The organism is Halobacteriovoraceae bacterium, assembly GCA_020635115.1.
Classification (GTDB): domain Bacteria; phylum Bdellovibrionota; class Bacteriovoracia; order Bacteriovoracales; family Bacteriovoracaceae; genus JACKAK01.
In genome coordinates, this window is the sequence record JACKAK010000002.1 from 93508 (window position 1) to 109312 (window position 15805).

Below are 15805 nucleotides of genomic sequence, written 5' to 3' on the forward strand. Positions count from 1 at the left end.
GTGTGATCATTTGAGATTAGTAATTGGAAATGAAATTAATTTCTTCTTCATAAGACTTGAGAAAGATTTCAATTTTTTCTTTTTGCACAGGTGTTAAATCGACAAATTGAAAGCTTACTCTGCTACCAGCGTAAGGGACACGATCAATCATATAAGGTTTAAGTATTAAAATACTTGTTACTTTGCAATTTACTTCTAATAATTCATCATTAAAACGAATTTCAATATTATCAATTATTTTTCCCCTATCCAGTACTTGTCCTTCAGATTTTGCAAAAACAATTGAAAACCCTCCAAGACCTAGATCTAAGCAGTTTTTTCTTACTTGATTCCCTAAGTATTTAAAATTAACAAGAACCGAAGAATTAGGCTCAATCCTCTCTTCCCTACGTCTTTCACTAAAAGAATACTTCTCTGGAAGAGAAAGAAGAAGTTTTCCTTCATCATTCATCCATTTGATCTTTGAAGTAAAGACAAGTGACGATTTTGGTAAACAAACGTTTAGATACTCTTGGCCAGCAATCATTTCTTGCAAATATGCTATTGATCCTGGAAGTGGTCTGATTACTACTTCATTGCGGTCTTTTCTAATCGTCTCAACAACTAATTCAGCTTTTATAATATTGCTGTGAAAAGCATACCAAGAATAGCCCTCTTCCTTATTTTTCACTGCTTCTGCTATTGCTTTTAATGGATCTTTTTTTAAAAATTCGCTACTCATATTTAATTCCCCATAATACCCTTCTGGCCTATTAAAGACAAACCAGAAGGGATGGGTTTAATATACAAGGAAAGAATTCTCCCCCTTGCGACACCAATATCTGGTTTCAATTAAAATTAAGGGGGGAAGCCTATGCTTCCCCGGTTATCCAATCAGCCTTAAGGCAGAATTTGGAAGATTGTTAGCTTGTGCTAATGTAGCGATACCCGATTGTTTTAAAACGTTTCCTGAAGCAAGGTCTGAAACGGCTTCAGCAACATCAACGTCTTGTATAACTGACTTCGCATTACTTTGGTTTATAACTTGAACACTTAAGTTATTAACAGTAGATTGAAGTCTTGATTGAACAGAACCTAAAATGGCCCGTTGGGATGATATAGTTGTTAATGCCTCATCAACACTCTCAATTGCATCTAGTGCATCATCTTTGGTCTCAACAGTAAGTCCTCCTATCCCTAAGTGATCATTTGTAGCATTAGCTGTATCTGAATCAAATTGAATAGTGTTTACTTTATCTGCATCTGCTCCGACGTGAATATCTAATGTACCAGCGCCATCACCTGCGAGAATTTTGAAACCGTTGAATTTAGTTGAATTTGCAATTCGATCAACTTCTTCAGTTAATTGTTTATACTCTTCATTTAGAAGACTTCTTTCGTGATCACCAACTGTATCTGAACCAGCTTGAATTGAGAGTTCTCTAAGTCTAGTCATAATGTTTGTGATCTCATTCAAACCTCCTTCGGCAACTTGCACCATGGCAATACCGTCGTTGGCGTTTCTTCTAGCTTGCTTCAAACCACCGATAGTTGCTCCTAAGTTTGTCGCGATCGCTAGACCAGCAGCATCATCTGCTGACTTGTTAATACGTTTACCGCTTGATAGCTTGGTAAGCTGATCATCGGCAGTCCTTGACACTCTAGAAAGATTCGCTCGAACCTGTTCTGAGGCCACATTAGTCGCAATTCTTAAACCCATTTTCTTGCTCCTGTTTAGGTTAATAACTAACCGACTTAATTTGTCGGTCATATACTTAATCGGAGCAGTTGGGCAATACTTGAGCCAATTCGTTTGATATAGGAAAAATAATTTGAATATCCCCAAATTCTATATATTTACCTCATGCTTTTTTTCAAAAAGTTTTTGAAACAAAAACCATTTTTCATCACTGAAGAAGTGCTTATTAAATAATGTGAACATTTTTTTTAAATTTTGAAATGCAATCTAAAAAATATATTTACACACCAAGTGTCTAAATATTAGACATTTTTTTTGCAGTCTTAAATTTCTTTTTTTTTATGAAATCATACACCCACAAAAAAACTGTTTAAATTTTGTACATATCCTTATAAATTTTTTCCAATCCGACAGATTGAATTGAGAACAATCCGCTTTTCGTTTATTTTCTAAACACTAGTGATGAATTTTTTTGAGCGAATAGAACGTATCAAAACTATATATCTGTATTAACGACAACCATGAGAATGGTAGGAGATCATTATGAAATTGCCAAATTTTAAACAAACGCAGGCCCTAGTGATTGCTTCATTACTTACACTTGCTTCGTGTAATAATGGAAAAGGGCAATCAGGTTCACAACCAGGTCCAACTGAAACTTTGACTAAAAAGTCAACTGTACTAAACACCTCAGTGGCACAGAGTCTTGAAGAGTTAGAAGAATTCAATTCAGCTGATATTATTGATGCTGTTTCATTATCATTTAATGAAATTGATTTCACAAAATCTAACGCTCTTTTGCTAGAAAATGAAGTTTTACCATTAATTTTACTTGCAAAATCTATGATTGAAGAAAGAGGAACTGATGTTTCGGATTTAGATGAAATGCAACTGAAAATTGAAACTTTTCTTTCTCTAACGAAACAAATTAGCAATCTTAAAAATGGATACTATGGAAAATATATTGATGTATTCGTAAATAATTTCGGTAGTGAGATCAAAAGATCAGGAGTTATAGACACTCTTGATTATGATTCATTTCAAGGTTTCAGTGCTGAAGAAATTAGTGAAGAACAAAAAGAAGAAATTACTAATTCATTCAGAAATATTTTAACTCAAGACCTAGAAGCTGTAGCATCTTCTCTTGAGAACAGAAAAGAAGAGATTAAAAGTTCTAAAGAAGAAATCATCTCAAGCATAAATGGAAAGATAGAAGAGTTAAATACCATTTTAAACTCTTATAGAACATCTGAAAATGAAGAAGAAAGAGCTGACTTATATCATCAGTACTTAACTCTACATTCACAGTTAATTGAAAGTAACCAAAAAGGACTAGATTTTATTCTTATTGCTGATAAAACAAATATTGGTGATATTATTCTTGAAAATGATGTTGAAGGAATTATTTCCCTAACAGATGACAATGTAGATTTAATTGATGAAGATATTTTTAATTCTTCTGTCGAGGCAGCATCTGCTAAAATTAGAAACGCTGCAAATAATCTTCAAGACTATGATGCTGATGATCTAAGTGGTGAAATGATTTCATTCCCATCAAGCTTAGCTCATTATATGACAAACAACCCTGATCAAGTAGGAAATACTATTTCAATCTTAGGTCAAACAATTATCAAAAATGGTGATGATAGAATCAAATGGGACACAGCTGTTCAGGTTTTAGATTATGCTTCATTCGCAGTTGGTATCACTGGTATTGGTGCCCTTGCTAGACTTGCAGTTAAAACAATTGCAAAGAAAGCTGCTGCTGAATTTGGTGAGAAAGCAGCTCTAAGTATGCTTAGAACGAAGAAATTTGCTTCCTATGCATTAGGTACATCTACTGCATCTATGGCAATTTCTACAGGATTAAGATTTAATACTGTTTATCCACAACGCAAAGAAATTCAATCTTTGAGAAATGCTCTTTTTACAGGACTTAGTAAAAAAGGTGCAGAAGAGATGAATGTTTTATATAACGACTACATCTCTAATAGAAATGCTCTTGCATTAAACGTTGGCTTTCTAGCACTTGGTGGTGGATCTTACGGCGGCCTTAAAGTATTAGCTTCAAAATCAAAGATTTTAAAAGAAGCTGAAGAAATACAAGCAATGAAGGAAGCTGAAAAAACTTCTCAATTTTGGAGTAAACTAACAAATTCAGCGACCTCAAAAATTAAATCTGTAAAAGATAAAGTTGCACAGAGTAAAATGTTGAAAAGTACAACTGAATCGATCAAGAGTCTTTCTCAATCTATAAGGAATATTACTTCAAAAAAACAAAAAGGAGTAAAATCTTTATCTCAGAAAGATCTAATTGACGCAATTCACAAAATTGACAACACAGCAAAACCAGAATTAACTGCTGCGAAACCTCTTTCTCAGGAAGATGTGATTGATGCCATCTATAAATTAGAAAATTCTAAAGAGTCTGTAAAAGAATCTTTAGGTACACGAATTTTAAATGGCTCTAAAGAAATTAAGGAAAAGATTGTTAGTAAATCAAAAACCTTAAAATATAAAATTATGAAAGGTTTCGATAGCTTAAAATCTAAGTTTAAAAAACCAGAAACGCCTGTAGCAGAGACACAAGTAATTGAAACCCCTGTAATTGAAACCCCTGTTTTAGAAGAAGTAGCACCACTGTCGAATCAAACAGTTAGAAAATTTAAAAGAAATCTAGAAAAACGTCCTATTTTGACAGCAAAAAGTAGACTTGGAAATGATCTAACAACTTCTTTTAAAAATTCTGAAAAACAAATAAATGAAACTCTTGTGGAAAGCTCAGTAAATGAAGGACTTGTTGAAAACGCTGTAAACGAAGGACTAGAAAACGCAACAGTCATTTTAAACCCTAAAGAATCTTTAACCACGAAACTTTCAAATGGAACAAAAACCATAAAAAATAAAATCGTTAACGGTGCAAAGATCATAAAAGATAAAATTGCCCAAGGTTTTAAAAATTTAAAGTCAAAATTCAAAAAACCAGTAAGAATGACTTACGGTGAAGAAGTTCAAGTTGAAGAAATGTTTAAAGATGCCTACAAACTTAAACCTGAAAATCCATTTTCTTTAAAGAACAGAACTGCTGAAAGAATTGAAGAAATTAGTGAAAATGTTTCTACTTCATTAAAGAATGCTAAAGACGCAACAGTACAGGCCACTAAAGCAACAAAAAATAAAATCGTAGAAGGATCTAAAGTAATAAAAGATAAAACCGTAGAAGGATCTAAAAAAGTAGCTTCAAAATTCAAAAAACCAGTAAGAATGACTTACGGTGAAGAAGTTCAAGTTGAAGAAATGTTTAAAGATGCCTACAAACTTAAACCTGAAAATCCATTTTCTTTAAAGAACAGAACTGCTGAAAGAATTGAAGAAATTAGTGAAAATGTTTCTACTTCATTAAAGAATGCTAAAGACGCAACAGTACAGGCCACTAAAGCAACAAAAGATAAAATCGTAGAAGGATCTAAAGTAATAAAAGATAAAATCGTAGAAGGATCTAAAAAAGTAGCTTCAAAATTTAAAAAGCCTGAACCTGAAGTAAAACCAAAACAAACTGCAAAAGATTTGAGAGAGAAATTTAAAAAACGACCAATTAAACCAGTACGAACTAAATCTAAAAAAGGAAATAAAAATTCTCAGCCTGCAAAAGTAGAGACTGCAACAAATGAAGAAAGTATTGTTGAAGTTGTAAAGGAAGAGATCACAACTCCATCTAAACCTTTAAATATTTCGGCAAAACAGATTAATGAGGCCCTCAAGATAAAAAAACAAAATGAGGAACTTAGAAATGCTTCAAACATTGCTAATTCTAAAAAAGGTCGTTCAAAAGCTTATGGGCCAGGAAATCAAAAATCTGACCTAAACAACTCAACTGTTACAAACACTAAAAAGTCTGACCAAAAAAGCCAAAGACACAATTAAGAAAATTAAGGGGAAGCATTCTAGCTTCCCCTCCTTTTTCAAAATCTCAGAATTCAAGTCAAATTAAAATAAAAAGGGGAAGCATTCGCTTCCCCTCCAAACAACAATTTGTGAAATCCTTTTATAAATCTAATTGTTATCCAATAAGTTTTAGTGCAGCAGATTGAGAAGTATTCGCTTGAGCTAAAACTGATGTAGACGCTCCCATTAAAATATTCGACTTAGTTAAATCTGAAGTTGCTTGTGCGACATCAGTATCTCTAATTCGAGAATTTGCAGCACTTAAGTTTTCATTTCCAACTTCTAAGTTACTAATAGTTGATACCAGTCTATTTTGTAATGCACCTAAATTTGCTCTATTACCGTTAACTTGTGTAATCGCGTTATCAATTGTTTCCAAATTCACTTGAGCATCTTCTTTAAGACCTACAGATGTACCTAAAATTCCTAAGGCATCAGCAGTTGCATTTGACTCAGATGGAGTGAAAGTAATTCTATCTTGTCCATCAACGTTCTTAATACCGATTTGAATATCTCTATCTTCGCCTTCACCATTTATAAGTGATGTACCGTTAAAAGTAGTAGACTGTGCGATTCTATCTACTTCTTTCACTAAACTTTGATACTCTTTATCAGAAAAAGATCTTTCAACATCTCCAATCGTATCTGAAGCCGACTGGATAGATAGTTCTCTAAGTCTGATAAGAATACTTGAAACTTCATTCAATCCACCTTCAGCAGTCTGTATGAAAGAGATACCATCTGCAGCGTTTCTCTTGGCCTGTTGAGTAGATCTAATTTCTGACTTCAATCTTTCAGAAATCGCCAAGCCTGCAGCATCATCTCCGGCCTTATTAATTCTTGAACCAGATGATAGTTTTGTTAAATTTCTCTCTTGATCTCTTTTAGTAATGTTTAAATTTCTTTGAGCGGCAAGAGACGTGACGTTTGTGTTAATTCTTAAGCCCATTTGAATACTCCTCGAATGATTAAGTTAAACCGTCCTTAGAGAATCTAATGGAAATAACACCCTTGTTCTTTCCGCAATTGACTTGACACTCCCACAGTGCCAACACCAGACTATTCGTAACCGGAAAATTTTTCTTTAGTTTTTTTTATAAAAAAGTTCTTTTTTTTCAAAGACTTATACTTGACTACTTTGGTTTAAAATACAAATCCTTAGAAAATAAGGACTTTGTAATCTCTTAAGAATAATTTTTTTTAAGACTGTTTTGACTTTTCTATTATGTTTGTAGTGGAATATCCTTCTTCAAAGCAAAGCCCCATCACTATTCCACCTTTTGACTGAACAACATCATGCCCGACGATATCTTCAACCTTCCAATCGCCACCCTTTACAAGCACATCAGGCAATACATTTTTTATAAGTTCATAGGGAGTATCTTCATCAAATATCTGCACAAAATCAACTGACCTTAAATTTTCAAGAATATACTTTCTATCAAGCTCATTGTTAATTGGCCTACTATTGCCTTTTAATCTTTTTACTGAAGCATCTGAATTTAATCCCAATATTAGAACATCTCCCAACTTCTTGGCCTCATTTAAGTATTTTACATGGCCCTTATGAAGAATATCAAAACAACCATTCGTGAAAACTATTTTTTTTTCTCTATTTAATTTAACAAAGTTCTCTAAATTCACTTTCTACCTTTTAATGACAGATGTTTTTGATACCGCCCCATGAATATTTAAAACGTTTGGAAGACCTAATAATATAAACGATACCAAGCTTAATGATGTTCTCACAAATAATGATTTCATTCTGACAGTTTTTCCAGATTCATCAACAACTTTAAGTCCTAAAGTGTTTTTACCTGGAGTTCCACTAACATCCAAGACCGTAAAATATAAGAAATAGTAAAATATAAAAAGCAAACCACCAAACAGGTAAATTTCTTGTTTATTGATCAACGACTCTATTAAATCTAGATCTATCCCAGATCCAAGTATCAAAAAAATCCCTGTCACTGCTAAAAAGAATAGAACAATCACAAGATCGATTAACCAAGCAACAAAAATTTCAAATTTTGAAGCTTTAATCGATAGATCAACATTTTTGACAGAAATTTCTTTATCTGTTGATGTAACCTTTTTTTCTTCATTCAAAAGAAATTCTTTTTTATCGTAAATAGGATCTGTCCCATTTTTATAAGTTCCAAGACTAACTTTAGAATTCGTTCTTGCTTCAAGCCTGCTACGTTTTTGATTTTCTAATGTATTTGAATTTACGATTACTTTTCTTTTAACAGGGCCAACTCTGTCTTTATTTGTATTTTGATGAAAACCTAGTCCTTTATTGATAGGCCTAAATTCCAAATGATCTAAATCAAAATCACTATTGATATTAATTGAACTCTTTGTATTTTTCTCTTTCTGTTGTTGCAAATTATCCATTACTTCCCCTTAGTAGCTTTAGAATGACACAAAAGAAACAAAGCAGCAATATTTTGTCTAATTGATTCTCTCCAAAGCGAGCATGTAACCTGACGCAACACAAACAGCCGTAGGTGATCTTAAAATATTTGTAGGTAAAAGAATTGATTGAATTTTTAATGAATTGAACTTCTCTTCTTCTTCAATTGAAAAGCCTCCTTCTGGCCCAATTAGCAAATACTTTTTACACTGTCTTATTTCAAGTTTATCTGAAGTCTGCCTAGTGCAAAAATAGAAAATGCTTTCAATTGGAACAGTTTTAATAACATCTTCAAAAGTCTTTTCAAATTTTAGCTCTAATTTATGTGTACCATTTGATTGAATAAGGGCACTTTCAACAATTTTTTCAAGTCTTGGAAGATTAAACTGAGAACGTATGGAAAATTCAGAATCAAAAATGATGATCTCTTTAATACCTATTTCCATAGATTTCTTTATGATTTCCTCAAAAGCTTCTTTTTTAGGAGGAGCTAAAATTAACGACAAAGTCCGGTTGTCTGGTATTTCTTGAATATCAAATACTCTTAAATTTAGATCCCTTTTAGAAATTTCTTGAACTTCACAATGAACTTTTAGCCCTCTCCCATTTAGAACTAAAATTTTCTCTCCTGATCTGATTCGAACTGATTGTATGAGATGTTTTGCATTTTCTCCATCAACAAAAATGACTCCATCTTTACCTATATCCGGTTCAATATTTTCTAAATATATTGCTCTCATATTTTTTTAAATAACAGTGCTGACCAGTTGCCCTTTGAAACATTCTCTACAGATTTTAGACCAAGTTTAATGTACTTGTCTTTGAGACTTTCCACTTGTTCATTTAAAAGTCCAGAAACAATCAGGTAACCATCAGTATTCAATAAACTGTAAATAAGGTCTTTTTCAAGATCGAGAATATTTTCTAAAATATTAGCAAAAATTAAATCGTATTTTTTATTAACTTCTAATCTTTCACGAAGTACAACAGAAGACCCTGATAAATCATGCCCCTCAAAGTTTAATTCAATATTTTGTACAGTATTGTCGAGCGCATTGGGGTCTATATCACAAAAAACAACCCCCATAGATTGCCATTTCAGGGCCGCAATTCCTAAAATGCCAGAGCCACACCCAAAATCCAAACATTTAAATCCAGGTTTCAGCATATTATTGTTAAGTAGACTATCAAAAAGTTTTAAACACAAAAATGTTGTCTCATGTCCTCCTGTACCAAAACCCTGCCCAGGATAAATATAGATTTCATTAGATTTGTTTTGAGTTTTTTCCCAAGATGGTACTATTTCGATTCTTTTTGATATTGAAATCCTCTCATAGTGCTTCTTCCAGATTGAATTCCAATCCTCAAAATTCTTTTGATCAATCGTGACATTAGAAATGTTTTCACTTAGTAAATATTTTTTAAAATTTTCAACATTGGAGTTCTCAAAATAAAAAAACATTTCATTTGGCCCTTGAGAGAGATCAATCTCATCATAAAGCTCAAGAGGTATATCTCCACCCGAGTAGGCCCTTTCTCCTAAAATTTCATCAACTTTTTGCTCATCAATAGAATATTCTTCTACTCCACTGCAATGAAAATCATGCATGGCCTTAATTTTTAGTAACTCAATTTCTTGGATTTCTAAACCATCCAGGGAACATTTTAAAATATTATAAACTTTATTCATGAATCCCTTTTGCCAGTAGACAAATAGAATTGTAAAGTTAACAAATAGGTTTTGAATTATTTTCTCATTGAGTAATGAATATGAATGACTTTAAAATTAAATTTCATCCGCTTGGGGGGTTAGGACAAATTGGTTCCAATATGATGCAAGTATTAACCCCAAAATCAAACTTGATCATAGATGCTGGAATTCTCTTTCCAAATGATGATTTTTTCGACATAGATTATTTAATTCCTGATTATCGGGCGATTATAGGTATCCCCACAGATATCATTATAACCCACGGACATGAAGATCATATTGGCGCAATCTCACATTTTTGTATGGCATTTCCAAATGCCAATTTATGGGCCTCTTCTTTCACTGCAGAGTTGATTAACGCAAAATTGTCCTATGCCAAAATTTACAAAGCTATTAGCATATTTGAGGAAAAATCCGTAATTGAATTCAAGGATATTGAAATCCATCCTATTCATGTCAACCACTCTATTCCACAAACATTCGGACTTCTATTAAAAGATAAAAAAAACGATTTTGGGGCCTTTTATGTTTCAGATTTTAAAGTGGATAAAAAAACTAAATATGAAGCTTTTTTTAATTTTAAAAAACTCAATTCCCTTTCAAAAAAATTAAAACACAGAATTTTATTGCCTGATAGTACAAACATAACCTCTAAACGACGGAGAACTCTTTCTGAATCTGATTTGATCGATGATTTGAAAAAAGTGATCTCTGCAAAAAAAAATAGAATATTTATTACTACATTTTCATCAAACCTTCATCGGATTCAAACAATTATCAACATTGCAACTAAAGAAAAAAGGTGGCTCATACCCTATGGAAGATCCATGGTAAATTATATCGAGGCCGGACTCAAGTGCCAGATAATTAAAGATCCTAAAAATATAATTAAGCAATCTGACGATAATTCAATAAATAAGGATAGTGCAATTATATTACTTTCAGGTTGTCAGGGTGATTTTTATGGTACTTTTCGAAGAGTTTCTTATGGGCACGATAAACTTTTTGTACCAGATAAAAAAGATACTTTTATCATTAGTTCAAAAGCTATTCCTGGTAATGAAAAAAATGTAAACAATGTACTTAATCAACTCGCTGAAATTGGTGTAGAAATCTATACCAGTGACCTTGGGAAATTTCATGCATCTGGACATGCAGGAATTGATGACTTACAAGAACTTTATGATCAATATGAACCACATGATATTATACCAATTCATGGCGAGACTATTTTTATAAGAAGACATATAAAAAATATTAAAAAGAAGACAAAATCAAATTATCATTTTCTTCTAAATTACCATCAATTAATATTCAAAAATGACTATACAACAATGAATATTCCACCAAAGGAAGAATTCAAACCTCTTTTCATTAATCAAAAAAGTGGAGTTATAGAAAAAGAAACTATAAATGAAAGAAGAAAATTGGCCACACAAGGTACAGTCCTTCTTAGCTCAACATTTCAATCTCCTTCTAGTGTATTTAAAATGCAAATGTTTGGACTCCCTAAATTTTTAAATGACGAAGAAAGTGAGATTGATTATCAAATTGCTGAAATTATTGCCAAGCATAAAAAAACTTCTCGAACCAGCGATCTAGAGGAAAAGATTCGTGTAGACCTTAGGCGATTCTTTGTAAATAAATACTCAATTAAACCAATTGTATTTATTCACTTTTTATAGATTAAAACAAATTAAATAATTATTACATTGATGCATCAAAAACAGTGAATATCTCTGTCAAAATTGTTATCTATTTTCGCTTACGATCTAATGAAGGGGAAATCTATGCTCAATAAATTCTATTTCATGTTAACGCTCCTATTGTTTTCCAAAATCACTCTATCCAATTACCCTGAATGTGAAATTAGACTAATTGAAAAACATTCTAAACCAAATAACAGCAATCAAATTTTCAATTTAGAGTATATTGATGATTTGGGAACAGAATTGTACCCTCTCTCGAGTACAATTGGACCAAGAGGGATGATTGGCCCAAAAATACAGGCCAGAGACACGAAAGCTATACCTGACCCTGATAAATATCTTGCAGAAAAATTTGGAGGCTTCTACTGGGATCAACGTATCTATATAGTCGAATCATTAGAACAAATTCCTGTTCATGATGGAAAAGTTTATGATCTACTCACCAAAGGTTTCTACGTTGTCGGAGATCAAGCTAGGCTAAGAGATATTCTCATAAAAAATGAATCAAGAATTGCCCCTTTCAGAAAAAATATTGAAATATCTAAAACAGAAAAAGAAAAAATAGATGCAAAAAAACAATTCGATAAAATCCAAAAAGCAATTGGAAATGAAACAAAAGAACTTGTTCAATCTCTGATTAAAGAAAATGGACTTTGGACAGTAGATCTTTCTGGAAAAAAACATCAAATTTCTGAATTGTTTCTAAATTGGATTACAGAAGACATAAATATGTTCAATGCTGGAAAAGTAAAAAATGATACTCCAGAAGTTGCAATGGCCCTAAAAGAACTAAACAAAGAATTCTCTATTCTTAATCGTGAAAAAGATGAAGAACTAGCTCAATCGATTAGAGAACTTCAAACTAATCTGAACGCAAGTATTTCTAAAAATTATGAAATAATTATTGATGAACTGAAAAAAAGCATTAAAGAAAACCCAACTCAAAAGAAACTTTTATTGGAAACTTACCAAAAAAGAGACAAAGAAATTGCCAAAGCAATAGAAGAATCTGAATTGAAAACCACAACCCTTATTAATAGTAAATATGAACAACAGCTAGAGGAAATAAAACAAAAGATTAAAGAACAAGTTGAAAAAAGAGTTTTTCCTCTTGGCGTAGCTTTTAGGCAACCAGGGTATGTTATTCCAAAAATTAAAGGACTAATAAATCACTCTGATTTAAGTGACTCTCAAACTATTGAAAAGCTTAGAAGTCTCTTCAAAACTTACATTAAAAAAGGTTGGAAAATAACTTTTAACAAAGCTGACCCTGAATTTTTAGTTGAAAGGGCCGCAAAACAAAAACATGGTGAGGGAGCAGTAGAATCTCGTTTTGCTTCTAGCAAGAAAAATAGAGATATGATGATAGAAGCATTGAAATCCGGAAACGCAATGAGTGTCGAATTTTGGGATCCTAATGGAGTTCTCGTTGCTTCTACTTTTGGATCTCTCCATGGTGCAGCTTACGAGCCAGAAACTGTAAGTTATGATGCTGACCCAGCTCTAGTGAGAGATTATTTAGAAAGAAAAGAAAAGGGTCTACTTAAAGAAGGTGAAGTTGAGCCAGCTGCAAACATAGATTTTGCGAAGTTTCTTATTATCGCTGCTTCAGATAGGTTTTATGAGGCCGGAGTGAAATATCTAAATGCAGGAATGGTTACACCATTCACAAGAGCTCTAAAAGGAAGGTATCATGATGGGCAAGAGGCGGCCGCAATATTGAATGAACAAAAATTTTCACGCTATCTTGATATAAAGCTCCCCTACTATCCTGAAACAACACCTTTAATTACTGAAATTGAAATAAGAGATTTACAAGGAAACCCCGGGCATAGAGGCAATGAAGGGCCGATCAACCAGCCAAGTGGTATGTTTGAACCCACTGTTGGCCAAATGCAAGGACTTTATAAGGCCTATAGTTTCATTTGGAAAGTTAGATATTTCTACAAAGATAACTTTGAAGAAATGATATCTCATAAAAAACTTGAAGAAGATATTGGCTCTGGATTCTATTTCAAAGGTAATCCATTGAACACAAAGGCCTTAGGGAATTTTCTTGAAAAAGTAATGAAGTTAGAATTGCCTTACAATTTAGAAAGCGTTGAAGATCTTCAAGGATTTTATAATCAATTCCTAGCTGAAAAACTATATTCCAAACCCTTGATGAAATTAAATGAATTACAAAGAAATGAAATCTTAGAAACTACTCAGAATGAAATCAATTCAAATTTTAACGACATTAATTCATTTACTAGAGATGTAATTGGCTTTAATGCTCCAACAACTTTAAAATCGATAGCAGATCTTAAAGAATTCTTAGCTGAAGCTCTTTCTTATAAAAGAAAAAAATTAACCTTCTCTGAACTCTCTGAAGGAGAAAAAGCAGAAATCGAAAAAGTTGTGAGCTCTAAAGTTCAAAAGTTTTTAGAAAATGCAACAAAAGAACTTACTAAAGATGATGGTATTTTTTATGTTGAATCTACTCCTTATAAAGAATTAGTGGAAAAGGTTGCCAACTATGAAGAAATGGCAGATTTAGATAAAAAGTTTGAAGAATCAATTTCTCAAAGAAAATTTGAAATGTCCTTTAGTGAACTAAAAATCAGACTAGAATTGGCCCAGGAAAGTCTCAAGTATTGGCAGCAAAAACTTGATAGAAAAATCCTAAAAGACTCTCCTTACTCTTCAGTTCAAAAAGTGAAAGATGGGATTCGAAAAATATACCAAAAACCAATTCTTTCAATTGTTAATCACTATAAAGAAAAAGTTCAACAAATTCAGTCTTCGATATCTTATATACATATTCAGGCGAAGAAAAAAGCATATGAATATTACGAGAAAACTTTGCAAAAAGAACTCTCTGAAAAAGGTGCCGTCTATTTTGGAGATCTTGTTGTCTACAAATATGGTGAATCATTTACGAATAGAGTAGATTTCAGAAATTTTTATGTTGAATACCCTGTTTCTCTAGGCAAAAATCATAAAGACGAGAATGGAAACCCTAGACCGCTAGGAGAGACATTGTTCCATTATTCTTTTGTGAAGCCACAACAACGTGGACTAGTCTTTGTATCAGACCAAATCAATTCAGGTTTGATTAATGAAATGAGAAAACTTACTAAAAAACTCTCTCGAGCTGGATGGAGAATCGAATATAATTTTGACATAGATAAAATTATTGAATTAGCAAAAAAGACAAAGAGAAAAGGTCAAAGCGACCTACTTAATCGATACCTTAACCCAGATGAAGTTAGATTTTTTAAAGAAATGTATCAGGATGGACATGCTTTCACGATAAGTATTGTTGACCCTAATAATGAACCTAAGGGCGCAACTCTTGGTATGAAAACAAGAAATAAAATAAATGGAGATTCGGTTGCTTATGTTGATACAGAAATTGTAACCGAACTTAAAACCGAAGACGATTTTATTAAAGTTGTAAAGGTTAATAAAAGCTACCTAACAGTTCCTTTTATTCCAGGCGAGCTCTCTCATTTAAAAGATAAAGTAGATGAGTTAATCATCATTGGACAGACCCGTTACGGGAAAAAATTCAAAGTTGATTTGACTAAAGAAGGTGGAAACAGAAGAATATTTGAACAAGACGGAAAGCTTTATCTAGGAGAGAGGATAGATGGAATACAACTTGCGAAACTCACTTCAGTTTTTTCCAGCATTGTTCCGTACTCCCAAGATGCTAGATTTAATGTTATAGATACAGAAATGGTCAGTTCTTTTAGTCATAGCATAAAAGCAAAATACTATCCGATAGAAGAAGCAGTCGCGGCATTTGATTCTCTTCCAACTGATAGAGATATTGATTTCACTCATCTCACAACAGATGGAGGAATAACCTATAAAGAAATGAACTTAGAAGATTTTGATTCATACATTCGAGTGATAAAAGACCGAGATTCAAAAGAATAAAATTAATGAGTCATTTTCTTTATTCATTACTCTTTTTTTCAATTTTTATTATAAGTGCCTATTTTTTTCGAAATAAATTAAGAGGGATGAAAAATCCCTCTCTTTATTGCCCGAATCACCCAAGAAGTATTCCTACAAATATCTGTCAAGTGTGTGATGTTGCTTTTTGTGATAAGTGTAGTTCTGTAATGGATGGACTCACTTTCTGTTGTGTGCATTTAGAAAAATATAAATCAAAGCGATTTAAACTGTATAAAACTGCTACCTCTAGTTCAAAACTCCCAGACGAAGGGGTTGAACTTTACGAGTATCGAGAGGAATTAAAAAAACAGGGAAAACTAAGCTATCTTAAGATTTCATATCATGAAGATGAAAATCAAATCTATACTCAGACTCAGCTCTATATAATGGATTAAATT

At 32.5% G+C, this 15805-nt stretch carries 11 protein-coding genes; 4 read left to right on the forward strand and 7 right to left on the reverse strand.

The window, feature by feature from the left end; translation table 11 throughout:
- Positions 1-16 precede the first annotated feature (16 nt).
- Both H6622_02760 and H6622_02765 read right to left on the reverse strand, forming a co-directional pair.
- Positions 17-721: a PilZ domain-containing protein gene (locus H6622_02760; GenBank protein MCB9060427.1), complete on the reverse strand. Its 705-nt coding sequence runs from the start codon at positions 719-721 to the stop codon at positions 17-19.
- A 144-nt stretch (positions 722-865) separates the two neighbouring features.
- A complete protein-coding gene (locus tag H6622_02765) occupies positions 866-1699 on the reverse strand; it encodes a flagellin FliC (GenBank protein MCB9060428.1) in 834 nt (277 codons plus the stop codon).
- A 522-nt stretch (positions 1700-2221) separates the two neighbouring features.
- Here H6622_02765 and H6622_02770 point away from each other — a divergent pair.
- The gene (locus H6622_02770; protein MCB9060429.1) at positions 2222-5602 is read left to right on the forward strand and encodes a hypothetical protein; all 3381 of its coding nucleotides are present in this window, start codon (positions 2222-2224) and stop codon (positions 5600-5602) included.
- Positions 5603-5738: 136 nt separating this feature from the next.
- On the opposite strand, the gene H6622_02775 is transcribed toward H6622_02770, so the two are convergent.
- The 5 genes from H6622_02775 to H6622_02795 form a co-directional block, all read right to left on the reverse strand.
- Positions 5739-6572: a flagellin FliC gene (locus H6622_02775; protein ID MCB9060430.1), complete on the reverse strand. Its 834-nt coding sequence runs from the start codon at positions 6570-6572 to the stop codon at positions 5739-5741.
- A gap of 251 nt (positions 6573-6823) precedes the next feature.
- On the reverse strand, positions 6824-7267 hold the full coding sequence (rfaE2, locus tag H6622_02780) for a D-glycero-beta-D-manno-heptose 1-phosphate adenylyltransferase (protein MCB9060431.1): 444 nt from the start codon (positions 7265-7267) through the stop codon (positions 6824-6826).
- A gap of 3 nt (positions 7268-7270) precedes the next feature.
- Positions 7271-8020 (reverse strand): RDD family protein, encoded by a 750-nt coding sequence (locus tag H6622_02785; protein ID MCB9060432.1) that lies wholly within the window; start codon positions 8018-8020, stop codon positions 7271-7273.
- 57 nt (positions 8021-8077) lie between these two features.
- Complete coding sequence (locus H6622_02790) at positions 8078-8779, reverse strand: 16S rRNA (uracil(1498)-N(3))-methyltransferase (protein ID MCB9060433.1); 702 nt, start codon at positions 8777-8779, stop codon at positions 8078-8080.
- The gene (locus H6622_02795; protein ID MCB9060434.1) at positions 8776-9729 is read right to left on the reverse strand and encodes a 50S ribosomal protein L11 methyltransferase; all 954 of its coding nucleotides are present in this window, start codon (positions 9727-9729) and stop codon (positions 8776-8778) included. Before H6622_02795 ends, H6622_02790 begins: the two co-directional genes overlap by 4 nt.
- A gap of 80 nt (positions 9730-9809) precedes the next feature.
- Here H6622_02795 and H6622_02800 point away from each other — a divergent pair, with 80 nt between their 5' ends.
- The 3 genes from H6622_02800 (at position 9810) to H6622_02810 (ending at position 15802) form a co-directional block, all read left to right on the forward strand.
- The gene (locus H6622_02800) at positions 9810-11435 is read left to right on the forward strand and encodes a ribonuclease J (GenBank protein ID MCB9060435.1); all 1626 of its coding nucleotides are present in this window, start codon (positions 9810-9812) and stop codon (positions 11433-11435) included.
- A gap of 105 nt (positions 11436-11540) precedes the next feature.
- Positions 11541-15386: a hypothetical protein gene (locus H6622_02805; GenBank protein MCB9060436.1), complete on the forward strand. Its 3846-nt coding sequence runs from the start codon at positions 11541-11543 to the stop codon at positions 15384-15386.
- A 5-nt stretch (positions 15387-15391) separates the two neighbouring features.
- The gene (locus H6622_02810) at positions 15392-15802 is read left to right on the forward strand and encodes a hypothetical protein (GenBank protein MCB9060437.1); all 411 of its coding nucleotides are present in this window, start codon (positions 15392-15394) and stop codon (positions 15800-15802) included.
- Positions 15803-15805 lie beyond the last annotated feature (3 nt).